Source organism: Prosthecobacter sp. (assembly GCF_034366625.1).
In the GTDB taxonomy this organism is placed as follows: Bacteria; Verrucomicrobiota; Verrucomicrobiia; order Verrucomicrobiales; family Verrucomicrobiaceae; genus Prosthecobacter.
In genome coordinates, this window is sequence record NZ_JAXMIH010000023.1 from 458494 (window position 1) to 484232 (window position 25739).

Here is a 25739-nt window from a genome sequence, read left to right on the forward strand (position 1 = left end):
GTTCTTGGTTCTTCGTTCTTGGTTGGGGCGGCCTGTGGCCGTGAACTGAGAAACCTCCGAGCGAACTCCCTTCGGCGGCATGACCCGCATCAGGTTCGGAGGGTTCTTTCCCTGCGGAAAGTCTCAGTCCCTGCGCGGGACGCCCCTGTCGTAACGAGGCGGATTGTCCGGCTGCAATGGCGAAGGTCAAAGGCAATTTCCAGAGCCAGCGGCCTGTCTGGGGGAGGGCCTAAAGGTAAAGGAAGGGGAAATGAATTGCTGTATTATGGAATTTATAATACGGTACACGGTTACCTCCTCGTGATGCCCCCTCTTCGTCATCCTTTTTCCCGCCTGCTGGCAAGTGCCGCACTGCTGCTGACCTCAGTCACGGCGGTGCGTGCGGACCTTGTCACGGAATGGAATGCGCTGGCGCTGACCACGATGCGCACGGGCACCGAGGCCCCGGTGATGGCGCGTGATCTGGCGATCCTGCATACCTCGATCTACAACGCTTCGGAAACCATTCGCGGCGGCTATCAGACCTACGGCTTCGGCAGCTACGTCGCGCCAGGGTCGGGCCCGGCGGGAGCCTCCTATGAGGCGGCGATGGTCGCGGCGGCGAACACGGTGATGCAGAGCCTGTATTCGGGATCGAGCGCGGCATTCACCTCGCTCTACACCACGCAGCTCGGTGCGATTGCCGACGGGCAGGCGAAGGACGACGGCATCGCCTGGGGCATCAGCATCGCGAATGACATGCTGACCTGGCGCTCGACAGATGGTGCCTCGACGGCGGCCGGCACGCCGTACTCACCGGTCGGAACCGCCGGCTACTGGGCGCAAACGTCTGCCTCAGGGGCCTTGCTGCCGGGCTGGGGAACGGTGGGAACCTTTGCGATTCCAGGCACGGGAGCCTACATGAGCACGCTGCCGGGCGGCACGCTCACATCGTATTTGCTGACGGGCCAGTATGCCACGGACTACAATCAGGTGAAGGACATCGGTTCCTCCTTCAGCCTCACGCGCACCTCCGACGAGACGAACCAGGCCTACTTCTGGGCGGCGGGCGATGACACGGTCAAGACCACCGGCATGTGGAATCAAGTGGCGGAAACGGCGGCCGCGAGCGCCGGACTCTCCGTCACGGACACCGCACGTTTGTTTGCGGCGGTGAATGTGGCGATGGCGGATGCAGGCATCACCGCCATGGCCACGAGCTATGACACGCAGTTCTGGCGCCCTGAAACCGCCATCGCGAACGGTGATGCCGATGGCAATGGCAGCACCGATGTGGATGTGGCCTGGACGCCGCTGATCACCTCCCCCTCGTTTCCTGAATACGTGGCACTTGGCAGCACGATCAGCGAGGCCGCCGCCACGGTCCTTGCCTCCTATCTTGGTGACAGTGTCGCCTTCAGTCTGGGCAGCGACATCAATGGCGACGGCAGCACCGATCTGACGCGCAATTACACCAGTTTCAGCCAGGCGGCGGATGAGGCGGTGCTCAGCGGCATCTACGGCGGATATCAGTTTGGCACGTCAGCCACGGACGGACAGCTCATCGGCAGCGCCGTGGGAGATTATGTGGTGGGCAACAATTTCGCCCTCGTGCCGGAGCCTGCGGGAGTGCTGCTGGTGATGCTCGGCGCCGGTCTGTTTCTCTTCGGCCCACGCCGTCGCTAGATCACGTTCAACGCGGGCGTTTCTTCGCGATGCATCCCCTCGCACGTTCTATTGTTTTTACCCTCGTTCTGTATCCCGCGCTGCTTCACGCTCTGGATGAGGCGAAGCTCGCCGCCATTCACCCAGCGATGGAGGCGGCGGTGCAGGCGAAGCAGGCCGCGGGCATCGTTACGCTGGTGATGGAGAAGGGGAAGATCGTTCATCACGCCGCCGCAGGCATGGCCGATGTGGCGAAAGGCCGGACGATGGAGAAAGACGCGCTGTTCTGGATCGCCTCGATGACGAAATCGGTCAACGCCACCGCCATCATGGTGCTCGTCGATGAAGGCAAGCTTGCGCTCGATGAACCGGCCTCCAAATGGCTGCCGGAACTGGCGAAGGTGAAACTCGCCGATGGCAGCGCACCCGAAAAGCCCATCACGCTGCGCATGCTGCTGAGCCACACGGCGGGCATTGCGTTTCCCTCACGCAAACCGACCGACGGGGCGATTTCGCTGAAGGCTTACGTCGCCACGTTGATCAAGACGCCGCTCGCCTTCCAGCCCGGCAGTGCCTACGAGTATGGTTTTGGGCCCACGGTGGCCGGTCACATCCTCGAAATAGCCTCCGGCATGAAGTATGACGCGTTTCTGAAAGCAAAACTCTTTGGTCCGCTCGGCATGCAGGACACGCTGTTCAATCCTGATGACGCGCATCGCGCCCGCATCGCCCGCACCTATAAGATGGACGACGAAACGCACGAACTCGCGCCCGGCTACAATCCCTTTGTCACCAGCGAGGCCAGCGTCACCCACATGGTGGAGCCGTCCGGCGGTTTGTTTTCTACCGCCGCCGACATGGGCCGCTTCTATGCGATGATTGCCAACAGCGGTGAGCTGGATGGCACGCGCATTCTCAGTGAAAAAGCCGTGCGCGACATGACGACGCCGGTGACCGCCGGCGGCAAACCGCTCAACTATGCCTGCGGCTGGCAGGTGAACATCCAGGCACAGCGGGTGAACGCACAGATGCCGGTGGGCAGTTTTGGTCATGGCGGGGCTTTTGCGACCAACGGCTGCATTGATCCTCAGAGCAAGATCGTCACGGTGTTCATGGTGCAAAACGTCCTCGTGCCCGACAGCGGCAGGCCGAAGGATGCCTTTCAACACCTGGTGATGGAAGCGGCTGGCATCCAGGTGGTGTCACCGCCTGTGGCGAAGAAGAAAGACAAGTGATCGAGATCGGATTCTGTCCGATTTTGCACGAAGGCTAAAAACAAAGCTTGCCCGACATGCGGGCTATTCTTTATCCTCTGGCTTCGTCATGGGAAATTCAGAAATGAACCGACGTGTATTTCTTTCGACTGCTTGCACAGCCGTGGCGGGGGCTGTTTTTGCTGAGGAACAGGAGGTCGTGGCTCCCTTGGGGGTGTCATTGAAACAGGAACCCCTGTCCTTTGATTTCGAGGCGCTGGAGCCGCATCTTGATGCGGCGACGTTGAAGCTGCATCATGCAAAGCATCACGCTGACATCCTCGCCAGGCTGAACACGACGCTGAAGGAGATCAACTTGAGTGTGTGCAATGTGACGGCCTTGATGCCTAATATTCGTGGCATGGTACTGCCGTATGATGCACGGCGCACGGTCGTGCGGATGGGAGGGCCGCCCGAAACGCCGTCTGTCGAGGCACAGAAAGGACTCCGGCTTTATGGAGGAGCCCATATCAATCACACCGCGTTTTGGCGCTTTTTGACGCCACCCGGAACGGGACCGGCGGGACCGGAGGGCAGGGTGGCCGAGGCGATTGTCCGCGATTTCGGCAGCATGGGTGATTTCAAGGCGGCCTTTACCGATGCTGCGCTGAAGCATTTTGGATCAGGCTGGGCATTTTTGGTTTATCGTCCGGATGGCAGGCTGGTCATCACCACGACGAAGAACGAGGACAATCCACTGATGGCGGAGTTCGTGAAGCCGGAACAGCAAGGCAGGTTCATTCTTTGCCTCGACCTGTGGGAGCACTCCTACTATTTGAAGTATCGGAACGACCGCAGAAAGTACATTGAGGCGTGGTGGAACGTCGTGAACTGGAGCTTCGTGTCCCGTGCGCACGCCATAGTCACGTCCAAGGGGAGCGTCTAAAGGTGCTCACAGTTTGCCTCAGCGTGAGAGATAAGGCTCCGGCATCAGCAGCGGTCGCAGCACCATCGGCGTGAGTTCACGCGGCAGCGGTTTCCACGGATAGCGGTCTTTGGCAACCTTCGCCCAGGCGAGAACGCCGCAGTGACGCCAGGGGTCGAGGATGATGCCCTCTTCAAAACGCTGGCCTTTGGCGGTGACGACGATGCCGTTGTGCTCCAGCAATTGAGTGCGCCGCGCCGAGGTGAGGTGCAGGTCCATGCTTTTCAGATTCAAGCGATGAAGAAAGGGGAACAAATCGTCACGCCACTGGTAGCAGAGGCCGCGTTTGCGCAGCCCGGTGTTGACGAGGCCGTTGTTCATCCACGGAAAGCGCAGCGGCTTGAAATCACGCGCGAGTTCGGCGGAGGTTTCGATGGCGGTGAGGGCGAGCTGGTCGGCTTCGCGGGCATTGACCGTGGGACTGAGCTGCTGGAGATCGAGGCTGAGACGCCGGGCCTTTTTCTGACGCTCCGCAGGAGTGCCGAGATTGACGCAGGAGGCGATGAGCAGGGGAAGAAGCAGCGTGGTGAGACGTGAAAAGGCGGACATGCGGAAATGAATGATCAATGAGAAGCGCGGGCGGTTTCGTGCAGCGCATGGGCCTGCTCCTTCCATTGTTCGCGGGTGGCGCGGCTTTTGAAAGCCAGGAGTTCGCTGAAGGCGCGCAGTTCGTCGTCATCCCATTGCGCGATCTGCCGCCAGGTGCGGATGCCGTGGGCGCGAAGCTGCTCGCTGATGACTTTTTTGATGCCTTTGATTTGCGTGAGGTCGTCGTCAGGCACGTGGGCGAGCGCGGCGGCTTTTTCTTCGGTGCGATGCAGCACGCGTGTCTGATTTTGCAGACGTTCAACCTCGCTGGTGGCGGTGAGCAGGCGTTTTTCGCTGTCGGCCAGGCTGCGGCGCGCCAAGCGGAGTCCGGCGGGATCGGCGGGTGTTTTGCCTTCGAGTTTGCTGATGCGGCGCTGCCAGTCGTCACGTTCCTGGGTGAGTGTGGCGATGGAGGACAGCTCTGCGGCGAGCCGGGTTTCGAGCGCGGCGATTTTTTCGCGAAGCGTGGTGGGACCGGCTGGCGCTGTCGTTTTGGGTTTGGCGGGGGTGGTGCGTTTGCGTTTGGGTTTGGCGGGAACTTCGGTTCCGATGGGCAGGGAGACTGGGGCAGCCTCCTGAGCGATTGGCAGGGAACTGCGCAGGTGATCGAGTTCAGCCTGCGCGGTCGTGAGGGCGGTGGTCGTCTGATCACGCTCAGTGCGGAGGTGATCGCGCTCAGTGCGCAGGTGATCGAGGTTACGCAGCAGTTTTGCCACTTCCGTTTCGAGCGCCAGGGCGGTTTCGCGTGCTTTGGCGGTTTCGTCCTCGCATCGGAGGGTTTCGGCCCGAGCGGATTTCAAATCATCACGCAGGGTGCGCAGTTCGTTCTCGGTCTGCTCATGCCGGGCATGGGCCTCGGCATGGTGCAGGGTGTTTCGGGTGTTATCGATTGGAGTCTCAAGCTCCTTGAGCTGCTTTTGCATGTCGCTGCCGCGCCAGTGCCAGCCAAACCAGGCGAACACTGCGGCGGTGAGGCCGAGCAGCGGTGCGAGGTAGAGCAGCAGCCAGAGGGTGGAGGACATCAGCGGGAAATTGGGAGATGGGAAAGATGCAGCCGGAGCTGTTCGATGGCTTCAGCGGAGAGTTCTTCGATGAGACCGGCGGGGATGCCGGCAGGTAGCTGGGTAGATTTCGCGAGGCCGCCTGCTTCGATCAGCTCCTGCGTGACGGAGATGTGCGTCCAGGTGCTGCCGGGGGTGGCGATGGCGAGGACGCCCGCGCTGCCGGCGGAGGGAGGTGGCGGAAGGCTTTTGAGGGTGTGGAGGATGTTGCTGGCTGGCTGGCAGTTGCCACGCACACGGACACCGTCGCTAAGGACAAGAATGCGCGGGCCGTAGGCCTGACGTGCGGCGGCAATGAGCTGCGCGCGCACGGATTCTTCGGCGATCTGGCCGGCGAGGACGGCCTTCGAGCCGAACAGGGCGAGGGTGATGACGGCGGGCTCGGGTTGAAGGGATGGAGCCGGTGTGTGGGTGCCGTCATCCTGCAGCCAGCCGGTGAGTGTGGTACTGTCGTGTTGCAGCAGGGCGGGGGCGAGTCCGGCGGGGAGTTCTTTTTTCCAGGACTGCTCAGCAGCGGCGATCTGCCAGTCCACCGGCTTCCAGGCATCACCACCGAGGCCGAGGAAGAAGGAGCGGGCATTTTTTTCTTTTCCTGAAGGCAGCAAGGCGGTGGTGATGGGGCCGAAGTCGCCAGTGGGGCGGCGCTGCGGGCTGACGCGGATCTCATCATGGACACGGCGTGGGGCGAAGACGGCTAGGGCTTCATCGAGAATCGCACGTTTCATCGTCACGGAGCCGACTTCACCGCGCAGGATGACCTGGGAATCGCGTGCTGCGATGAAGAGGTGGCCTGGCGGCAGTCCGGCCAGGCGCGTGCTTTCGGCTTCGGCGAGGTGCTGCTGCTTGAGCGTGCCGCGCAGTTCGCGCAGAACGGGCAGGACGTTTTGCCGCCATTCAGATTCACTGACGCCGAGGGTGCGTGCTTCAGCGAGCAGCGCCTCGTCTGTTTTGCTGAGCGACATTTCTTGCCATGGCTGGCCGATACGGGCGAGGTGGGCCTGTGCGGTTGGCTGTGGCGGGGGAACCCCGCGCAGCGTGGTGGAGACGTTGGCGACCTCGTCGTGGTTGTCTCCATCGGTGCCGGGCGTGCCCTCGGCCATGCCGCCTTTCGCACTCCAGCTTTCCTGCACGCTGTGCGCTAGGTCACGTGCCTCGTAATCGTTTGCGGCGGTGCCGAGCAGTCGGGCGCGTATGCCGGTGGCGGCCAATAGCAACCAGCCAGGCGGGTAGGGGGCGACTTCGACTTCGTTGATCACGGCGCTGACGGGATTGAGGCGCTGGCCGAGGCAGCCGGTCAGCGGTGTGGGCGCGCTCACGAGGTCGCGTACGGCAGCTTCGATGGTGAGGCGGTCCTGAATCGTGCGCACGCTGCCGGTGAGATGCGCCTGCTGGCCATCGAAGGCGAGGTGCAGCCTGCCGAGACGTTGTGCCAGCGTGGCCTGCTGTGCGAGCGTGCTCTGAGCGGCAGCCTCAAGATCACGCTGCATGCGTGGCACGAAGATCAACGCGCCGATGAGCCAGAACACGAGCAGAGTCACAACGGAAAGAGTCCAGCGCGCGCGAGTCATGGCGGGTGGGGATCATTCTTTTTCCGTGAGCATGCGAACCTCGTCGAAACGGAGGCGCCGCACTTCGCCACGCTGGCTGGTCTGCACAAAGGTCTCCGTGCCGACATCCAGCGCCGTGAGCCAGCCTTCGCCATACACCCAGGTGTCGAGGCAGATGCGGCCGGGCCAGATGCGGGGCAGGCCGTCTTTCTGCGCGGTGTGGCCGCAGATCAGTGTCTTGCCGGAGAAATGCGGATGAGAGTCATCAAACCGCCGCCAGAACAGCCAGTCATCGCTTTGATCCGGCATGGGGAGCATGGCGTTCACATTGGCGTGGGCGAAGATGTGGGTGTCCGTCACATGCCAGCGGCGGAGGCGCTGGCTGAGAAAGTCCCAGTGCTCCTGCGGGATGGCGTTCCAGTCAGGAGCATCCATGCAACCGTAGGACTGCATCGTCTGCCGACCACCCACGCCGTACCAGGAATCGGAATCGACGTGGTTGTTGCGGGCGTCGAGCATGAGGATTTCGTGGTTGCCGAGCAACGGGATGAGCTGGGTCTGCTTTTCCAGTTCCAGCAGGTGGTGCAGCACGCCGCGTGTGTCCGGTCCACGGTCCACATAGTCGCCCAAAGTCACAACGACGTCATCACTCTGAGGTGACAGCTCCTCCAGCATCAGTTCCAGCGCCGTCGAACAGCCATGGATGTCGCCAATGACCAGGGTGCGCCCGCGGGTGCGTTCACGTGGGGACAATCGAACCCTCGACGTGTGGATGTCGGGGGCGTCGTCGCTGACCAGAATGGGCATCCGCCATTCTTGCGCGAGGAACGCCGGACGCAACCACCGATCATCGTGATGGCACAATGACTTTCGCCATGCAAGATGTGCGGATGCCCCGCCACCAGCAGACCCTCGATCAAAAACCTCCCAAACACGCGCTCGCTGCCACCCAGCCGATCTTTGAGGCCCGGGGATTGCGCAAAGTGTATCACACAGGCGAGCTCGATGTGGTGGCGCTGCAGGGCGTCGATCTCGATTTCCACCCCGGGGAGCTGGTGGTGCTGCTCGGTGCCTCCGGCAGTGGCAAATCCACGCTGCTGAACATCCTGGGCGGGCTGGACATCCCCACGGCGGGAACCTTGCGCTACAAGGGCTGGGATCTTTCCGGCGGCGGCGAACGCACGTTGACCCAGTTCCGCCGCAACTGCGTTGGCTTCGTGTTCCAGTTCTACAACCTCATCCCCAGCCTCACCGCTCGCGAAAACGTCGCCCTCATCACCGACATCGCCCCGGACCCGATGAAGCCGGAGGATGCGTTAGATCGTGTCGGCCTCAGCCATCGGCTCGATCATTTCCCGTCGCAGCTCAGCGGCGGCGAGCAGCAGCGTGTGGCCATCGCCCGTGCCATCGCCAAAAAACCCGAGGTCCTGCTCTGTGACGAACCGACCGGCGCTCTCGATGTGACCACCGGCATCACTGTTCTGGAGGCCATTGAGCGCATCAATCGCGAACTCGGGACACTGACCGTCGTCATCACCCACAATGCCGCCATGGCCGCCATGGCCGACCGCGTGCTGCATCTGTCCGACGGTCACATCGTCAAGGAAATCCACAACGAGCAGCGCGTGGACGTGACGACCTTGCAGTGGTGATCATTCCCGCGCTGGCGTCACGTTGCATGAGCGCATGCCCCGAAGAATGCGATGAGTGCATTGCTCGAAGTGCGCCATGATTTCATTGGCGTCGGTCCCCGGAGGCAGTTTTCCGTCGGCTTGGACGGGTTTGTCGCTGAGACCGTCGAGAAAGAGCAAAACCTCTGTCAGGTGGTGGAAGAGCTGTTTCTCCTGTTCAGCTTCCGGCAGCATGACAAAGCCAAGGTTGAGCAGCCAGCGGCCATCTTTTTGCAGGATGAAGCGCTGCGGCTTGAAGGTGCTGCTGCCCGGTTCGTAGCCCTCCTGGCGCACAAGATACGGGCCGTGGCCTTGTGGTCCGTAGCCGAGGTTCATCACCTCACAGCGGGCCGGGTCATTGCTGATCGCGGCCATCTCAGGTGAAAAGGATGTGCGTTCCCACTCCGGCTGACTCCTCGTAAAACTGGCCCACGGTCAGCACGCCATCGACGCGGTCCATGAGGTCTTCCTTCTTCAGCTTGAACATGTCCATCGCCAGCTTGCAGGCATAGATCTTGCCGCCGGAGTCGGAGATGAGTTCCAAGAACTCGCGCACGGGCGGGATGTCGAGTTTTTCCATCTCCTTGTTCATGAGATGCGTGGCAAAAGCCGACACACCTGGAATCGCGCCCATCACCGTTGGGAAGGGGATCGTCATCGGCAGGCCAAGCATGGGCATGGCCATATTCAGCGCGGAGTTACCGACGGTGGCGACTTTTAAATGGTCGAGCGTCTTGTTTGCCAGCGCGTTCAGGCCGAAGAACGTGAAAAACAGCGACGCTTCGATGCCCTCCATGCGCGCGCCATTCGCCATGATCAGCGCCGGGTAAATCCCATCCAGCGAGCCTCGGCTCACGATGATGGATATTTTCTTGATGGGTTGTTTGTCGTCGGACATAAGAGTTTCAAGTTTCAGGTTTCAAGTTCATCAGATGCAGCCAACTGGTTTTGGAATGCCGGCGATCTTCGAGGACTTCTTCAGCGGCCCGCCGGGGAACAGATCGTACAACTCCTTCGTCGTCACCACGCCGCTCTTGCCCATGCCGCGGATCGTGAGCGCCGCGCCCTTGGCCTGCTGCTCGCGCAGGTAGCGGATGACTTTCATGTGCGCGTCCGTCAGCGGCCCCACACTTTCCTCTACTGCGATGGCGGCGGCGATGGCTTCGTTCCATTGTGACGCGTTGGTGAGGTAGCCTTCCTCATTTACGTCGATTTCACTTCCTGCGATGGTCTTTTTCATGGTGGTGGTTCGGATAATAGTTTCGTCATTCTGAATTCGTCATTCGTCATTCCGCGAACGCGGGCTTTTTCTTCTGTCGGCTGATGCCCGGCAGCGGCCAGCCTTTCAGCAGGACGTTCCAATACACATGCCGGAAGGCCAACTTGCCGAAGTGGTTGAGGCGGGACTCTTCGAGCAGCTTCATGGGGCCGAAAGCGAAGGGAAAATTCCCTTCATGCGGTTCATACTCGTAGTTGAAGTCGATGAGCAACGCCTTGCCGTTGCCGGATTCGATGAAGCAATTCGAGTGGCCGTCGAACTCCTCCTTCAGCGGCTTGCCTTGGATGTAGAGCAGCACATTATCTGCCAGTGTCTCGCTTTCAAAATGCACCACGGAACCGGCTTTCGAGGAGGGCAGGTTGGTCGCATCGCCAATCACGAAGACATCGGAATACTTGAGCGATTGCAGCGTGTGTTTGTGCGTGGGGATGTAGTCCAAGTCATCGCCCAGCGCCGAGCGGCGCACGGCTTCATCACCCATGTTCGTCGGGATCGTTACCAGCAGGTCGTAGGGCACCTCGCGGCCGTCGAAGCAGACCAGTTTGTTGTTCTCCTGATCGACCTTCTCGGCCACGAAATCTGTCACCAGCTCGATCCCTTTGTCTCCGAGCAGATGTCCGAGCTTTTTCGACGCCTTCGGCTTCGTGAAGGCTCCCGACAGCGGCGTCACATAGGTCAGTGTGACCTTGTCGCGGATGCCTTTCTCCCGGAAAAATGTGTCGGCAAGGAAGGTGAACTCCAGCGGGGCCACCGGGCATTTGATCGGCATTTCGTTGATATGCACCACCACGCGACCGCCTTGGAAGTCCGCCAGTTTGTCACGCAGAGCCCGCGCTCCATCCAGCGTGTAGAAATCATGCACGTTCACATGCCACTTCGGCCCCAGCATGCCTGCGGTCTCCTCCGGGGCCGTGCGGCAGCCGGTGGCGACAATGAGGAGGTCATATGTCAACTCACGCCCGTCCTTCAGTGCCACCGCATGATTCTCGGGTGTGATCTGATCCACCTCCGCCTGGATGAACTCGACATCACGCGGCATGAAGTCCCGCGTCTGCCGGATGATGTCGCTCTCTTCATACTTGCCGAAGGGCAGAAACAAAAACCCCGGCTGGTAGAGATGCTTCTCCGAGCGATCCACCACCGTCATGCGCCATTCAGACGCGGGCAGGCGTCGGCGCAGATGGTTCGCCATCATGGTGCCAGCGGTGCCGCCGCCGAGGATCAGTAAATGCTTGCTCATGGTGGTTGAAAGGTTGTCTTTGCCAAACTGCTATATGAGCGTATGCGTATATGCAAGTTTTAACTCTCCTCCGATCTTGTCCTCCATGAGCCATCACCTCGAATCCGACGAACGCGGCATCATCCTGCCCTGTCCCACCTGCGGCACCGCCAACCGCATCGCCTACGCCAAAGTCAGCCAGCAAGGCCGCTGTGGCACCTGCAAAGCCGACCTGCCCTTGGTCGCGGCTCCGGTCGAAATGACCAGCCCCGCCGCCTTTGCCGCGCTCATCTCTCAAAGCCCGCTGCCCGTCGTGATCGACTTCTGGGCCGCTTGGTGCGGCCCCTGCCAGATGATGGCCCCCGAGTTCGCCAAAGCCGCCGCCCAAGCCGCTGGCGAGGCCCTCTTCATCAAAGTGAACACCGACGAGCAGCAGCAAATCGCCAGTCAGTTCCGCATCCAGGGCATCCCCGCCTTCGCGCTGATGTGCAACGGCAAAGTCACCGCTCAAACGAGCGGCTTCCAGCCTGCAGCACGACTGCTGGCCTGGATGCGGCAGAGTTGAGCGTCACTTCCTCTTAAATTTCACAACTTTGAAGGCATCTTGATGCCACTCAGAGATGACTCCACGGGCAATTATCGCCGAGGATCTCAGGTGCACGAATGATGTCTCCGACTCGCAACTTGTCTGGATGCTTCTCAAGGCCGTGAACGAGATAGTCACTTTTGCTCTTCCACGACGCTAGAGCTTCGTCAATTCCCCAGGAGGGATTGGCTTTGAGGGCATCAAGAACCCGGCCACAAGCTGCTGCGAAGTAATAGTGAAGATGATCAAGCAGCCAGGGCAAGTGTGGCATCTCAACCCCTTGATGAACGATGAGGTTTCGAGCCCGATATATCCTTGCAAAGTGCCACTCCATCGTTCGTCTAGCGCTGGAAAGCTTATGTGCCAGATTCTGCGGACTGCTGAACAGCTTCCATGTCGTAAAGAGGCGGTTGCAGAGCAGCGGATTGGTAGCCGCAAACGATAGAAGTGCGGTGATGTCAGGGTGCTTCTCGGGCTTGCAGAGCGTGATCAGCAATTCTTCCGGGTAAATAAACTTTCTGGAGTTTGGAAAGCCACTGCCGAGAATTTGATCAGGTTGCCTTATCCAAAGGGATCGGAGTGCGATGCCAAGGTAACGAACGGTTTTTTCGCTTCGCTGGAGAATGACTATTGGCAGAATGGCATCAACAACGTGGTCGAGAATAGAACGGGAATCTTGTGGGCCGGCCAAGCACTCAAGTGCAGCCCACATGCTCACAAGTTGGACCCTTGGATTTGCCGAGGCTTGAGCCAGAGATGCATGCTCCAGGGCATTTAGGATTCGGTCACTCAACTGATTCAGAGCTGTGGGGTTACTCACTAGCTCTTGTGTTAGTCTCGCGGCATTCTTTCGTGGATGAAGGCGTCTCAATGCGACGTCGCTCAAAGGGATTTGCCACTGATTGCCAGTCGGAGCCCGTGCGAATGCTGTCGTCTCGATACGAAGCCGGGGGCTGTTGTGATGGAAATTGAACACGTCGATGACTCGGCGCAGCCGGGATGCCGCTTGTTGCACGGCAACTCCTGGCACAGAGGATTCTTGGCGCGTTACGAGATACACTTCATCTGACGCTAGCTGTCGGGGCGGTTTACTCAAAGTGCCTGCGTTGCCATCCACACTGAACCCCACTGCCTGCAGAGCACCAAAGCAGTCGGGCTCGGCACCCTTCAACAAAAAGTAGCAGTCGAACATTTGCGGTGATGGAGAACTAAAGTCGATCAAGCCTTCAACCACCTCTTGAGGTGAGGATTGCCAATAGCAGTCAGTTACAAAATCAAGACATTCGCGTGGCGTTCGCCCTGAGCGGATCACCACGCTGGCGAAGCGCGTCAAAGTCTCGAACGCCTTGTCCTTCTTAGCTGGCAGCTCCGCGACGGCTTCGCGTAGCGCCTGGACTGAAGTGCTTTCATACTCAGAAACCTTGCCTTCGAGGATACGCGCTTGAACGATTGCTTTGGCGGGGTCTTGCTCGTTTGCTAGCTGCCGCAGCAACCAATTGTATTGAGGCATCCGTCCTAAAAATGCCGTTTCCTTTTCGATCGATGTTTGGAGTTCTAGGCGAACGGCCTCGAAGTGTTTCAAAAACTTTCGTGTCTCGATAGCTTGTTCTGCTACTGCCAGCAATTCTGATACCAAGTGGCCTGTGTGGAAGATGCGGGGCTGGCATGTATCTGGAGTATCATGAGCGAATAGCTCGCACCACGCCTGAAGGAGAAAGACAGTCGCCTCATTGAGTGATTGCAAATCGTGTTTCGGAAGGTGCATGGAGGGGCGGCCGATAGTGACCTGAGTCTTGTTGTTGATCTGGGGCTTGGCAAATTAACCTATCCGAAATCGGTGGCCTTGGAGGCTACGAAAGTTTCCTCGCATAAAACACTCCGCGTCCCTTCCCGTGCGCTTCAACGAGCCCGGCGGAAATAAGCTCCGTAAACTTCGCTTTGAGCGTGGAGCGGTTGGCACCGGTGAGGGTGACGGCTTCGGCGTTGGTGAGGGTTTCTCTCGTCTCGAAGAGAGCGGCGAGTTGACGGGCGAGCGGGGAGAGCTGTGGGCGGTTGGCGTCGAGGCGCTGCTGGAGGCGGGTGATCTGGTGGCGGATGCTGCGGAGGAAGAACATGAGCCAGGCAGGCCAGTCGGCGCTGCTTTCGCGCCATGTGGTCTGCGTGCGGCGGAGGGCGAGGTAGTAGGCTTCTTTGTTTTGCTCGACGATGCTCTCCAGCGAGCTGTAGGGCACATGGCCGTAACCGGCGCGAAGCAGCAGCAGCGTCGTGAGGATGCGAGAGAGGCGGCCATTGCCATCCTGAAAGGGATGCACGGCGAGGAAGACGACCACAAAGATGCCGATGCGCAGCAGCGGGTGCAGACCGGTGTCGGCCTCGGCGCGGCGATGCCAGTCGAGGAGGGCGTCCATGTGAGCGGGCGTGTCGAAGGGGCTGGAGGTCTCGAAGACGATGCCCAGCTCGCGGCCATCGGCATCGAAGGCGGCGACGTGGTTCGGCAGGGACTTCCACTCGCCGCGATGGCGCTCGTCTTTGATGCTGTATTGAAGGAGGTCGCGATGGAGTTGCTTCAGCATGTTTGCGGTGAGCGGGATCTCGCTGAAGTGCGCAAAGACCTGCTCCATGACGAAGGCGTAGCCAGCGACTTCCTGCTCATCGCGTGTGGCGAAGGATTTTGTCTCCAGGCGGCCTAGCAACGCCTCGACCTCGCGGTCGCTGAGGCGTGAGCCCTCGATGCGGGTGGAGGAACCGATGCTCTCAATGGTGGCGACGCGGCGCAGGCCTTGGAGACGGTCGGGCGTGAGCGACTGCCAGGTGCGCCAATGCCCCTTGAACTCGTCGATCTCACTGACGAGCCGTAGCATCTCGGCAGAGATGGGGATGGAATCTGGCAGGACCGGGGACATGGGTGAGTTTCGCCTCCAAATGTCCATTTTCCAGTCCAATTCAGTCCATTTATGTCCAATTCGGGCCGTTTCACACACATCCGGTCCCTCCTTCACTTCCGAACAACCTCCCCAACGGAAAGCCCGCAGCGATCACTTCGGCGGCAAAAGGGGACGCTCGGTGATGCCGCCGTCTTCGACATCTACGATGCGGTCGAAGACATCGAGCGTGCGGTGGTCGTGGGTGACGACGAGGACGCCGGCGTTGCGCTCGTGGGCGACTTTGGCGAAGAGTTCCATCACCTGCCGGCCGCGATGACTGTCGAGAGCGGCGGTGGGTTCGTCGGCGAGGATGAGGCTGGGATTGTTCGCGAGAGCGCGGGCCACGGCGACGCGCTGCTGCTCGCCGCCGGACAAGGCGACGGGGAGGTTATTGGCACGCTCGGCGACGCCGAGGTAGTCGAGCAACTCCATGGCGCGTTGACGCGCGGCCTTGGGCGCGGTGTCGTTCACTTCGAGGGCGATCTGCACGTTTTCCAAGGCGGTGAGGAAGGGGATCAAATTTGCTTTTTGAAACACGAAGCCGAGGTGCTGGCGGCGGAAGGCGCGCAGATCGACGAGCGCTTTTGATCCATCGAGCACGGGCGTGCCGTTGATGGCGACCTGGCCGGAGGTGGGCGGATTGATCAGCGCCATGGCGGTGAGGATGGTCGATTTGCCGCTACCGCTGGGGCCGAGCATGCCGACGATCTCGCCGCGTGCGATGCTCAGCGTGGCATCGCGGATGGCGATGACTTCGGTGTGGCCGCTGCCATACACTTTGCGCAGATGCTGGACTTCGATGGCGGGCGTGCTCATGCGGAGAGGACGGTGTTGGGCTCCACGCGCAGGGCTTTCCAGATGCCGAGCAGGCTGGCGAGCGTGGAGATGACGAGGACGATGAAGCCGAGCGAAATCAGGTCCGTCGTTTCGATGACGACGAGCCGTGGGAAGCGCGGGAAGGCGAACTGGCCGATCCACCAGGCGAGCACATAACCAAAAGCGCCCATGAGCAGCGATTGCTGGAGTATGAGGCCGCCGATGACGCGGTTGCGCGCGCCGATGAGCTTCAGCAGCGCGATGTCGCGGATCTTGTCGAGCGTGAGCGTGTAAATGATGAGCGCGATGATGATGGTGGAGATGATGATGAGCAGCACGCGGAAGAGGCCGAGCTGACGCTTCGCCTTGTCCACCATGCCGGAGAGCAGCAGGTCTTTTTGCTCCTGCGTGGAATACACCGTGATGTCCGGCCAGTTGCCCAGCGTGGCGCGCACTGCGGCAGCATCCGCGCCCGGATGCAGGCTGACGAGCACGGCGCTGACCTGCGGCTTCGACAGCGCGGGGATGCTGCTCGATGGCCCGGCCGCGCGGTCGAGCAGCAGCGGTTGCAGACGGCCGATCTCGATGTTTTCCAATCGCGCACGCCGCGCCGCGCGTTCCAAACGCACGGCCTCGCCGGGCACATCGAATTGAATCGCCAGCGCATCACTCACGGTGAAAAACGCCAGTCCATCACCGCTGGAGCCGACCATGCCCTGTGTGTGTCCCACGACTTCATACGCGTCTTTGCCTAACGTGATTTTTTCTCCAAGCGGCAGCCGCAGCGACACATCGGCGATCATTTCATAGTGCGCCTGCCGCAGTGCGCGCCCCGCCACGAGCGGAATCCACCCGCCACGATCATCAGGCCACGAAAGCCCCTGCACCACCATGCGCAGCGGCCTGCCGCGATGCACACGCTGGATGGTGTGCGACACGAAGCGCCGCGCTCTCGCCACGCCCGGCACAGCGCGCACGCGATCCTCCAGGCTGGCTGAAATCCGCGAGATCTCCGCGAACGGCCCGCGCGTGCTGCCCTGCACGACCCACAGATCCGCGCCCACGCGATCCACCAGCAGCGTGGCCTCATGAATGAGTCCGCGATAGATGCCGCCCATGCCCATCACGATCATGAGCAGCAGCCCGATGCCCACCGTGGTGAACACAAAACGGCCCGCGTTGTGCCGGATGTCGCGGACGGCGAGGTTCATGGTCGCGCTTGCTCCGTTTGGATGTAAACCTCCGCCCGCTGGCCGATGGTCCAGTTCTTCGGCAGCTCGTTCACGCGCACATCGACGAGGAACTCGCGCGTCTCGCGATCCGTCTCACGTCCGATGCGCGATACCATGCCGGGATAGTTTTTGTCGCTCTCGGAGCGGAAAACGATGCGCGCCATTTGTCCCGCCGCGACTTTGGAGATCGCCGTTTCATCGACCCATGCGCTCACCCAGATCTCATCCAGCGAGATGATCTCCATCAGCGCTCCGCCCGGCACCAGCATGTCGCCCGGATCGCGATCACGCCGGATGATGAGCCCGTCATAAGGCGCGTGAATCTGCGTGAAGGCCATCTGCTCCTTGCGATACAGCAGCGTCTTCTCCGCCACCAGCACTTGGCCCTGCGCCTCCGCAATGGCCGCGTTTGATCGCTTCAGATCCGCCTCCGCCACATGCAGCGCCTCGACCGCTTTGTCCGTGTCCATCTGCGAGACCGCGTTGGAGGCCAGCAGGCCCATCAAACGCTTGTGATCCAGCCGCGCCTGCGCCAGCACCGCTTCCGAGCGTGCCAGATCCGCGCTCACACGCTCCGCCGTTTGTCGCGCCGCCGCCAGCGTCGCCTCCGCGATGGCCACCTGCTGCTTGATCTCCGCATCATCCAGCCGCGCGAGCAGTTGCCCCGCCTTCACCTTGTCACCCTGATCCACCAGCACTTCCGCCAGCCGCTCCTGAATGCGTGCGCTCACCGTCGTCTTCACCCGCGCCTCCAGTGTGCCCGTGCCCATGACTTCATCGGCGTTGGTGTTTTGAGCCACGTTCGCCACGATGACCTCGGCAGGTTTAACGTTGAGTTTATAAACCGCGAAGCCCGCGATCCCCGCCACGATGAGCCATGGCAGGATGCGGCGGAGAAGAGATGGGAGTTTCATCAGGACTCAACAATGTCCCTCAGGCCTGCGCTGTCGCGCAGAAATCCACAACCAATCTTGAGCGCAATGCAGCAAGGGCCTCATCAGATGAAAATCGTTCTATCGCCGCGCCGCGTTGATGAACTCATCCAATTTGTTCAGCACGTCCTGCATCTGGCTCTGGCTGTAATTGAAGTCCGCGCTCTGACCCAGCGTGCTCACGCTGTTGGTGTTGTTGCTGGTGCCGCTGATAGCGTTGGAGATCGCGGTGTTCATGTCATTGGTGGTCACTTCACCCGTCGGGCCGATGTCTCCTTGTGGAATGTCGAAGGTGAAGTGGAGGGTGTTGCCAGTGACACTCAGGCTCACACTGGCGGGATTGCCGGGTGGCAGGGTGTTCACGCCATCGACTTGCGCGGCGGTGATCGTGAGGATGGCGTCGATCAGCGCTTTGAGGCTGGTGAGCTGGCTGCGCATCTCTGCCGATGAGTTCGGCGAGTTGGTCGCGGGGAGATTCGGATCGAAAGGCATGGCTGTAGTAGTTGGCAGTTGTTGACGATGGTTGACGGTTGTTTGCAGTGGTTCCAAAACAACGGTCAACGGCGTGTAGCGCCCTTCAGCCATTGCCAACCACCGCAAACAGCGCCTCCGGCGCTACGGGGACACCGTCACCTTCACCACATCGGTCCAGTCGCCGTTCGGGGTGCCTTTGTCCCAGAAGCGCATGCGGTATTCGCGCACTTCGGGTGTGCCTGCGACGAGCAGCGGTCGCTCATCTTCATAGGGACTCTCGGTGTCGATGGCGATGAACTCCCAGGCACCCGTGCCGCGACGGCTTTCGATATACACACCCATGTGGGTGTATTTGTAGAAGGTGAGCTTCACGCACTGGCAGCCGCTGCCTTGCAGCAACTCCGCGAGGAACTTCGGCACGGCCTTCTCCGTGGCTTGGGAGCCGACGATGCCGAGGTCGGTGCCGATGGCCTCGGTGTATCCAGGGGAGAGTTTCATCTTCGCGATGAGGGCGAAGATGCGTGTGAGCACACCGGGCAGCGTGGCGGTGACGCCAGCGGGCAGGGCGGGTGCGGTGAAGGTGGGCAGAACTATCGCCACCGTGCCTGCACCCGTGAGCACGTCATCGACGGCGTCGGTGGTGGAAGGCGAGAAGTTCCGCACGGCACTGAGCCAGGTGCCGAGAACGTAGTTGGCATATTTCGCGTCGTTCACGCTGGCGGTGATGTCGGCAGCGATGACGCCGAGGGTGGCTCCGTGGATGGGGAGTTTCACGGCGTAGTTGTCGAGCCAGTTTACTTGGTCGCCGATACGGCTTGGGTAGTAGTCTTGTCGTTTCATTTTAGTGTGTTGTTTAGGTTTGGACTGAAAGTATTCGGACGGCGTCTGTTGATCCCATTGCCCGCTGTCCCAGGTTCCGGTGTCCCAGTTCATGGCTTGGCGGTTTTGGGTGGGTTGATGTGCCTCGCGGGGGCAGCGCTGGCTGGAATGGTGGCGTCGCTGGCGCAGGCGGGGGCAGCGGTGGATGCGCCGGGGGCGGCGCTCCATAAAATGGGGGCGGCCCCCGAACGCGGCAGCGGTCCCCCCGTGCCGCTCATCGGCACCCCCAGGACGCGGAACTCCGCCCCCGCGCCGAATGGGGGCGTCGCTCGCAGCGGGAACTCCGCCCCCGCGCCGCTCAGCGCTGCCCCCGCAGCGCGGAACTCCGCCCCCGAACGAAATGGGGGCGGCATTTCAGGGCCAAACCCTGCCGTTTTGTCTGGGAAAGCCCGCGCTGGAGGGCAAATCGGCGTTCCCGGCATCGGGAGGTGGGCTGTTTTGAGGGAGAGGGCAATCATCGCGTGCATCGGGTCTGATGGCCGCGATTGGAGCACAGCCCCCGCGAGGTGCGTTAGTCCGACATGTCGGACGGTCTCCGCCTACTCATCCTCCATCGTGCCGATGAACTCCTGGAGTGTCTTGTCCACGCCATACGCCAGCCGTGCCCCGACGTGGAACGTGGGAATGGAGTCGCCACCCTCGATACGGCCAATCATGTCGCGCGAAACACCGGTCTTCTGCCACAGTGCATACTTGCTCAAGCCGCAAGCTTCCCGCAGCTCTTGGAGCTTGCGCGGCAGCCGCTTGCGGATGCGCTCGGCGTAATCATGGGCTTCGTGGTTGTCAGGTATCGAGGGCATGACGCTCGCTGGGCAAGTAGGCTGATAATTAAATGGTGCCTCCGTTGGGGGGTGAGTTGGCTTGGCTGAATCAGTGCGGGTGCGGCTGGGAAAGTCCCTGCCAGCCCTGCCATGCCATGAAGGCGGCGAGGAGGACGAGCAGCGCACAGGAGATGTAGGGCGCACGGCGCATCCAGTCGCCAAAGCCGCTGAAGCGCTTCTCGGCGTGGTTGATGCTCCACGCGGCGAGGGCTCCGACGGTGACCATGGTCAAGGCGAGGCCAAAGCTGAAGGCGGCAACGAGGGCGAAGCCGAGGACGACTTTTTTGATTTGAAGACACACGACCAAGATCGTGAAGGCAGCAGGACAAGGCATGAGGCCGCCAGTGATGCCAAACAAGACAATCTGCGGCGTAGTGACGGTGCGGTTGGCGAAGCGCTTGGCGATGTCCTGCGCATGGGCGCGTTCGTGAGCGTCTTGGTATTTCACGCCGTCGTCTTCGGGTTCTTCGACGGCAACGGGGGCATGGCTGTGACCGTGATGCTCCTCGGTGAAGCGCAGACGATAGGTGTGGGCGTGGTCGCTGTGACCGAGACTGATGACAGCAAGAAACTCGTGCGGCTCCGGCAGCTCGCTGGTGGCTTCCCAGAAGGTGTCTCGTGGCTCAAAGGCGAACTTTTGCGTGCGGCCATCCAGGCGGGCGGTTTCGATGCCGAGCTGCGTGCCTTTGGGCAGCGGCACGGCCTCACCGGAAGCTTTGCAGGGATAGATGCGAAAGCGCGGAGGCACGCCGGTTTCAAAGATGCAGACCTCCAGCCAGCCGTGGCCGGTATCGAGCAACATGCCGCCATGCGCACCTTGCTTGGTGCTGCGAGACGGAGCGGCAGAGGGAGCGGCCATGCCAGCGGGTAGGATGAGGCCGCTCTGGGTCATCGTTTCACCCACAAGCAGACGTGGGGCTACGGTGGCGGTGTCGTGAGAGTGCGAATGCGCCTGCCATTGATCAGGTTCATCTGATTTGGCCGGTGGCGTGTCGTGCTCATGCGAGTGACCGTGCTCGTGACCATCGCGGTGATCGTGCGCGTGGGCTTCGGCGACTTCCCGCCGCGTGCGGAGATACATCCACACAGCGAGGCCGAAGATCATCGCGGCGGAGGCGAGGTGGAAATACGGCTCGGTGTGCTCCGCGTTCCATTGTCCGCCATAATGCAGGGCCAGTGCGGCCAGCACCCAGATGAGTAAAGAGTGGGAGATGGCGGCGGAGAGGCCGAGCAGCACCGCCTGCCAGATGGTGCCACGGATGGCGATGATGAAGGCGGCCATCATCGTTTTGGAATGTCCCGGCTCCAGCCCATGCAAGGCACCGAGCAGGATGGCGACGGGGACGTAAAGCCAGGCGTGGCCGCTGGCGAGGTAGTCGGTGAAGTTGCTCATGAGGATGGGATTTCTTTGCGTGAGGTGACGCGGTTAAACATGCGGTAGAGCGCTGGCAGGACGAGAAGCGTGAGCAGCGTGGAGCTGAGGATGCCGCCGATGACGACGGTGGCGAGGGGGCGCTGGACTTCGGCTCCGGGGCCGGTGGCGAGGGCCATGGGGACGAAGCCGAGGCTGGCGACGAGGGCGGTCATGAGCACGGGGCGCAGGCGGGTGAGGGAGCCGCTGAGGATGGCGGCATCAATGCCCATGCCGTCTTCGATGAGCTTCCTGATGAAGCTGATCATGACGACGCCATTGAGCACGGCCACACCGGACAAGGCGATGAAGCCGACGGCGGCGGAGATGGACAGCGGGATGTCACGCAACCACAACGCAATGATGCCGCCAGTGAGAGCCATGGGCACGCCGGTGAAGATGAGCAGCGCGTCTTTGACGGAACCGAAGGCACTGAACAGCAGCATGAGGATGAGCAGCAGTGCGACGGGGACGACAATCTTCAAACGATGGCTGGCGGAGATGAGGTTTTCAAATTGTCCGCCCCAACTGACCCAGTAGCCGGGCTGCACGGTGACTTCCTCAGCGATGCGTTTCTGTGCTTCGCCGACAAAGCTGGCGATGTCGCGTCCGCGCACGTTGGCGGTGACGACGACGCGGCGCTTGGCGTTCTCGCGGCTGATTTGGTTCGGGCCGGGAGCGAGGGTGAACTCGGCCAACTCGCCGAGCGGGATGGTATCGGCGGTGGCGACGCTGCTTTTCGGCTGGTAGGCGATGCGAGTCAGATTGACGGCTCTTTGTGGCAGCGGGATGGGCAGGCGTTTCAGAGCTTCGAGATCGGTGCGGAGCTTTTCAGGCAAGCGCACGAGGATGGCGAAGCGGCGGTCGCCCTCGAAGATTTGTCCGGCTTCTTTGCCGCCGATGGCGATCTCGATGACCTCCTGCACGTCGGCGATGTTCAGGCCATAGCGGGCGATCATGGGGCGGTCGATGGCGATGGTGAGCACGGGCAGGCCGGTGGTCTGCTCCAGCTTCACATCGACGGCACCGGGGACTTGCTTGAGCACGTCTTCGATCTGCCCGGCGGTCTCCTCCATGACTTCCATCTGGTCGCCAAAGACCTTCACGGCCAAGTCGCTGCGGACACCGGCGATGAGTTCATTGAAGCGCATTTCGATGGGCTGGAGCAGCTCGTAGTTGTTGCCGGGGACGGATTTGGCGACTGCCATGATTTTGTCGTCCAGTTCGGATTTTGGCATTTGGGGGTTGGCCCATTCGCTGCGCGGTTTGATCATGATGAAGCAATCCGCAACGCTGGGTGGCATAGGGTCGGTGGCGATCTCGGCGGTGCCGATCTTGGTGAAGATTTCCTTCACTTCGGGGATTGTTTTCAGCTTGGACTCCAGAGTGCGCTGCATCTCTACCGCTTGGGTTAGACTTGTGCCGGGGATGCGCAGGGCGTGCAGGGCGTAGTCGCCTTCGTCTAATTTCGGAATGAACTCGCTGCCCATTCTGGAAGCGAGCAGCAGGCAGAGCATGACGAGGATGACGGCAGCAGCAGCCACGGCACCGCGAGCGGCGATGGCGGCACGCAGCATGGGTTCATAGATGGCCTTGGCGGTGCGGATGAGGATGTTTTCTTTTTCGCTGATGCGGCCACCGAGGAAGATGGCGACGGCGGCGGGCACAAAGGTCACGGACAAAATCATGGCAGCGCCCAGCGCGGCGAGGACGGTGAAGGCCATGGGGAAGAACATCTTCCCCTCGATGCCGGTGAGCGTGAGGATGGGCAGATAGACGACCATGATGATGAGTTCGCCGAAGATGCTGGCCTTTCGCACTTCGCGGGTGGCGGCGAAGACGATCTCGAAGCGCTCGGCTTTGGTGAGCAAGCGGCCATGACGATGCTGCTCCTCGGCAAGACGCCGGATGCAGTTCTCCACGATGATGACTGCCCCATCGACGATGATGCCGAAGTCGAGAGCGCCGAGGCTCATCAAGTTGCCGCTGATTTTGGCACTGACCATGCCGGTGATGGTGAGCAGCATCGAAAGCGGGATGACGCAGGCGGTGAGCAGCGCGGCGCGGAAGTTTCCGAGCAGTAGAAACAGGATGACAATGACGAGCGTGGCTCCTTCAAAGAGGTTCTTCTTCACGGTCTCGATGGTGGAGTCCACGAGTGTGGTGCGGTCATAGACGGCGTTGGCCTTCACGCCTTCCGGCAGGGAGCGGTTCACATCCACCAGCTTCGCAGCGATGCGGCTGGAGACGGTGCGGCTGTTTTCACCGACGAGCATGAAGACGGTGGCGAGCACGACTTCCTCACCATTCACGGTTGCCGCGCCAGTGCGGAGTTCGCGGCCATGCACGACCTCAGCCACGTCTTTGACGAGGATGGGCGTGCCATCGCGATGCGCGACGATGATGTTGAGCAGGTCTTCGATGCCCTCGGCCTGACCTGGAGCGCGGATGAGCAGTTGCTCGCCATTCTTTTCGATGTAACCCGCGCCGACGTTGGCGTTGTTCAGGTCGAGCGCTTCCATGAGCTGGCGCAGCGTGACATCAAAGGTGACGAGCTTGTTCGGATCAGGCGTGACGTGGAACTGCTTCTCATAGCCGCCAATGGTGTTCACCTCGATGACGCCGGGGATGTTTCGCAACTGTGGCTTGATGATCCAGTCCTGGATGGTGCGCAGGTCGGTGGGTGTGTAGGCTTTGCCTTCCTCGTTTCGTGCAGATGGTTCGGCAGTGACGGTGAACATGAAGATTTCTCCAAGGCCGGTGGCAATCGGCCCCATGCTCGGCTCCAGGCCGGGCGGCAGTTTGCTTTTCACCTCCTGCAAACGCTCGGCGATGAGCTGGCGTCCGAAGTAGATGTCGGTGCCGTCTTTGAAGATGACCGTGACTTGTGAAAGGCCGTAGCGTGAGACGGAGCGGGTGTAGTCGAGGTGCGGCAGGCCGCCCATGGCATTCTCCACGGCGAAGGTGACGCGCTGCTCGACTTCGAGCGGTGAGTAGCCGGGTGCTTCGGTGTTGATCTGCACCTGGACGTTGGTGATGTCCGGCACGGCATCAATGGGCAGCCGGGTGTAGTTGTAGGCACCGAGGATGGCGGTGCCGAGCGCGAGCAGCAGGATGACCCAGCGCTGCTTGATGGAAAACTGGATGATGGAATCAATCATGGCGGCGGTGGATCAATGGTCGTGGGTGGCACCGGATTTCATCACGTCAGCTTTGATGATGAAGCTGTTCTCAGCGGCGTAGGAGATGCCTGCGGGGATGCCCGCTTTGACTTCGATCCACTCGGCATCGCGGCGTCCGATCTCGAAAGGCATGGCTTCAAACAAAGTGCCTACGCGCACAAAGACGACATCCCAGTCGCGGAAGTTTTGCAAAGCGCTGGCCTTCACGGCAACGGGCACCTCGGCCTCCTCATAGACGACATCGCCAGTGACGAACAAGCCTGGGCGCAGCTCGCCCTTGGCATTCGGCACCACGGCACGGGCCATCATGGTCTGCGATCCTTCGGCGCTGAAGGGCGAGAGATAGCTGAGCGTGGCCTCGACGCTTTCGATGCCTTCGTCGGCATGGATGGCCACGGCCTGCCCGGCTTTGAGCAGCGGGAAGTCTTTGCGATGGACGATGAAGTCCACCCACACATTGCTGAGATCGGCGATGACAAAGAGCGTGCGCTGATTGTCCGCGAACTCGCCGAGCTTCACGCTTTTCTCGATCACGGTGCCTGCGATCTCGGCTTTGACCTCGTAGGTCTGGAGGCTGTCGTTGCTCTCCACCGTGGCGAGGACATCGCCTTTGCTCACCACGTCGCCCAGGTTTTTGTTCACCGCTTTCACGATGCCCTCAAAGCGCGGGATGATGCTGGTGCGCGTTTGCTCATTGAGCTGCACACGGCCACGCAGGCTGAGTCGCTGGCGTATCTTGGCCGGGCCTGCCTTCACCATTTCCACGCCAGCACGGGCGAGGATTTCATCCGGCATCTCGGCACGGCCTTCGATGGAGTCGAACTTCCACTCGTAGCTTTTTCCGGCGTGCTGCACATTCACAAAGGCGTGGAAGGAATGCGGCTCCTCGACCACGGGCGTGCCGATGTAGTAGTCCGCCTCTTTCTTGAACGTGATGGTGTCGGTGCGGTTGATTCGCTCCAGCTTGGCGACGATCTTCACGTCGTCGGGCTGATATGGCTGACCGTTCTTGTAGAAGTAAACGTGGAACTCAGGCGTGACTCCTTCCGGCTCGTAGATTTGCACTTCGCACTCGAAGTCCGGCTCGCCGAAATAGCGGCCTCCGTGCGGGCCGCGTCGCTTGCTGGGATCATCGGCTGCGGGGGCCGCGCCGTGACCTTCCGCGTGCTCGTGGCTGCTGAGTTCGATGCCGAGGATGCGTTTGGCCGCATAAGCTCCGCCGATGAGGAGCAGCGCGATGAGGGCCGCATTGAGAATGGCTTTGTAGTTCATGAAGGGGTGAGTTTGAAAGGGGTG

At 61.1% G+C, this 25739-nt stretch carries 25 protein-coding genes and 1 riboswitch; of the genes, 5 read left to right on the plus strand and 20 right to left on the minus strand.

The window, feature by feature from the left end; genetic code table 11:
• Positions 1-48 precede the first annotated feature (48 nt).
• Positions 49-157, minus strand: a riboswitch (TPP riboswitch).
• Between the two features lie 146 nt (positions 158-303).
• From U1A53_RS22470 to U1A53_RS22480, 3 genes are all read left to right on the plus strand, one after another.
• A complete protein-coding gene (locus tag U1A53_RS22470) occupies positions 304-1665 on the plus strand; it encodes a hypothetical protein (protein ID WP_322284106.1) in 1362 nt (453 codons plus the stop codon).
• A gap of 29 nt (positions 1666-1694) precedes the next feature.
• Complete coding sequence (locus U1A53_RS22475) at positions 1695-2879, plus strand: serine hydrolase domain-containing protein (protein WP_322284107.1); 1185 nt, start codon at positions 1695-1697, stop codon at positions 2877-2879.
• Between the two features lie 193 nt (positions 2880-3072).
• Complete coding sequence (locus tag U1A53_RS22480) at positions 3073-3783, plus strand: superoxide dismutase (RefSeq protein WP_322284321.1); 711 nt, start codon at positions 3073-3075, stop codon at positions 3781-3783.
• Between the two features lie 18 nt (positions 3784-3801).
• Here the strand turns inward: U1A53_RS22480 and U1A53_RS22485 are convergent, their stop codons facing one another.
• Genes U1A53_RS22485 through U1A53_RS22500 form a run of 4 tightly spaced genes read right to left on the minus strand, consistent with a single transcriptional unit; the run spans position 3802 to position 7825 of the window.
• Positions 3802-4371 carry a hypothetical protein gene (locus tag U1A53_RS22485; protein ID WP_322284108.1) on the minus strand — a complete coding sequence of 190 codons (570 nt, stop codon included), beginning with the start codon at positions 4369-4371 and terminating at the stop codon, positions 3802-3804.
• 14 nt (positions 4372-4385) lie between these two features.
• The gene (locus U1A53_RS22490) at positions 4386-5432 is read right to left on the minus strand and encodes a hypothetical protein (RefSeq protein WP_322284109.1); all 1047 of its coding nucleotides are present in this window, start codon (positions 5430-5432) and stop codon (positions 4386-4388) included.
• Complete coding sequence (locus tag U1A53_RS22495; RefSeq protein WP_322284110.1) at positions 5432-7039, minus strand: hypothetical protein; 1608 nt, start codon at positions 7037-7039, stop codon at positions 5432-5434. The genes U1A53_RS22490 and U1A53_RS22495 overlap by 1 nt, the downstream gene beginning before the upstream one ends.
• A 12-nt stretch (positions 7040-7051) precedes the next feature.
• Entirely contained in the window at positions 7052-7825 is a 774-nt protein-coding gene (locus tag U1A53_RS22500; protein ID WP_322284111.1) for a metallophosphoesterase family protein, read from the minus strand.
• Positions 7826-7908: 83 nt separating this feature from the next.
• Here U1A53_RS22500 and U1A53_RS22505 point away from each other — a divergent pair, with 83 nt between their 5' ends.
• The gene (locus U1A53_RS22505) at positions 7909-8670 is read left to right on the plus strand and encodes an ABC transporter ATP-binding protein (protein ID WP_322284112.1); all 762 of its coding nucleotides are present in this window, start codon (positions 7909-7911) and stop codon (positions 8668-8670) included.
• Here U1A53_RS22505 and U1A53_RS22510 read toward each other — a convergent pair whose 3' ends face one another.
• Genes U1A53_RS22510 through U1A53_RS22525 form a run of 4 tightly spaced genes read right to left on the minus strand, consistent with a single transcriptional unit; the run spans position 8671 to position 11207 of the window.
• Positions 8671-9063, minus strand: a complete 393-nt coding sequence (locus tag U1A53_RS22510) for a hypothetical protein (RefSeq protein ID WP_322284113.1) — start codon at positions 9061-9063, stop codon at positions 8671-8673.
• A 1-nt stretch (position 9064) separates the two neighbouring features.
• Positions 9065-9586 (minus strand): DsrE/DsrF/DrsH-like family protein, encoded by a 522-nt coding sequence (locus tag U1A53_RS22515; RefSeq protein WP_322284114.1) that lies wholly within the window; start codon positions 9584-9586, stop codon positions 9065-9067.
• 30 nt (positions 9587-9616) lie between these two features.
• Complete coding sequence (locus U1A53_RS22520; protein ID WP_322284115.1) at positions 9617-9928, minus strand: TusE/DsrC/DsvC family sulfur relay protein; 312 nt, start codon at positions 9926-9928, stop codon at positions 9617-9619.
• Positions 9929-9974: 46 nt separating this feature from the next.
• Entirely contained in the window at positions 9975-11207 is a 1233-nt protein-coding gene (locus tag U1A53_RS22525) for an FAD/NAD(P)-binding oxidoreductase (protein WP_322284116.1), read from the minus strand.
• A gap of 85 nt (positions 11208-11292) precedes the next feature.
• Here U1A53_RS22525 and trxA point away from each other — a divergent pair, with 85 nt between their 5' ends.
• Positions 11293-11751, plus strand: a complete 459-nt coding sequence (gene trxA, locus U1A53_RS22530) for a thioredoxin (RefSeq protein ID WP_322284117.1) — start codon at positions 11293-11295, stop codon at positions 11749-11751.
• Positions 11752-11800: 49 nt separating this feature from the next.
• Here trxA and U1A53_RS22535 read toward each other — a convergent pair whose 3' ends face one another.
• The 12 genes from U1A53_RS22535 to U1A53_RS22590 all read right to left on the minus strand — a co-directional run bounded on the left by U1A53_RS22535 (position 11801) and on the right by U1A53_RS22590 (position 25715).
• A complete protein-coding gene (locus U1A53_RS22535) occupies positions 11801-13537 on the minus strand; it encodes a hypothetical protein (protein ID WP_322284118.1) in 1737 nt (578 codons plus the stop codon).
• Between the two features lie 85 nt (positions 13538-13622).
• Complete coding sequence (locus U1A53_RS22540) at positions 13623-14675, minus strand: Fic family protein (protein ID WP_322284119.1); 1053 nt, start codon at positions 14673-14675, stop codon at positions 13623-13625.
• A 132-nt stretch (positions 14676-14807) separates the two neighbouring features.
• Positions 14808-15512: an ABC transporter ATP-binding protein gene (locus tag U1A53_RS22545; protein ID WP_322284120.1), complete on the minus strand. Its 705-nt coding sequence runs from the start codon at positions 15510-15512 to the stop codon at positions 14808-14810.
• Positions 15509-16723 carry an ABC transporter permease gene (locus U1A53_RS22550; RefSeq protein ID WP_322284121.1) on the minus strand — a complete coding sequence of 405 codons (1215 nt, stop codon included), beginning with the start codon at positions 16721-16723 and terminating at the stop codon, positions 15509-15511. Before U1A53_RS22550 ends, U1A53_RS22545 begins: the two co-directional genes overlap by 4 nt.
• A complete protein-coding gene (locus tag U1A53_RS22555) occupies positions 16720-17658 on the minus strand; it encodes an HlyD family efflux transporter periplasmic adaptor subunit (RefSeq protein WP_322284122.1) in 939 nt (312 codons plus the stop codon). The genes U1A53_RS22550 and U1A53_RS22555 overlap by 4 nt, the downstream gene beginning before the upstream one ends.
• Positions 17659-17757: 99 nt before the next feature.
• Positions 17758-18168, minus strand: coding sequence for a hypothetical protein (locus U1A53_RS22560; protein WP_322284123.1), 411 nt, complete (start codon positions 18166-18168; stop codon positions 17758-17760).
• A gap of 123 nt (positions 18169-18291) precedes the next feature.
• Positions 18292-19083 (minus strand): hypothetical protein, encoded by a 792-nt coding sequence (locus U1A53_RS22565; protein WP_322284124.1) that lies wholly within the window; start codon positions 19081-19083, stop codon positions 18292-18294.
• Entirely contained in the window at positions 19080-19382 is a 303-nt protein-coding gene (locus tag U1A53_RS22570; protein WP_322284125.1) for a hypothetical protein, read from the minus strand. The genes U1A53_RS22565 and U1A53_RS22570 overlap by 4 nt, the downstream gene beginning before the upstream one ends.
• Positions 19383-19568: 186 nt before the next feature.
• Positions 19569-19829 (minus strand): helix-turn-helix transcriptional regulator, encoded by a 261-nt coding sequence (locus U1A53_RS22575; RefSeq protein ID WP_322284126.1) that lies wholly within the window; start codon positions 19827-19829, stop codon positions 19569-19571.
• Between the two features lie 70 nt (positions 19830-19899).
• Positions 19900-21243 carry a sulfite exporter TauE/SafE family protein gene (locus tag U1A53_RS22580; RefSeq protein WP_322284127.1) on the minus strand — a complete coding sequence of 448 codons (1344 nt, stop codon included), beginning with the start codon at positions 21241-21243 and terminating at the stop codon, positions 19900-19902.
• Positions 21240-24422, minus strand: a complete 3183-nt coding sequence (locus U1A53_RS22585) for a CusA/CzcA family heavy metal efflux RND transporter (protein ID WP_322284128.1) — start codon at positions 24420-24422, stop codon at positions 21240-21242. Before U1A53_RS22585 ends, U1A53_RS22580 begins: the two co-directional genes overlap by 4 nt.
• A 12-nt stretch (positions 24423-24434) precedes the next feature.
• Positions 24435-25715 (minus strand): efflux RND transporter periplasmic adaptor subunit, encoded by a 1281-nt coding sequence (locus U1A53_RS22590; protein WP_322284129.1) that lies wholly within the window; start codon positions 25713-25715, stop codon positions 24435-24437.
• Between the last annotated feature and the right edge of the window lie 24 nt (positions 25716-25739).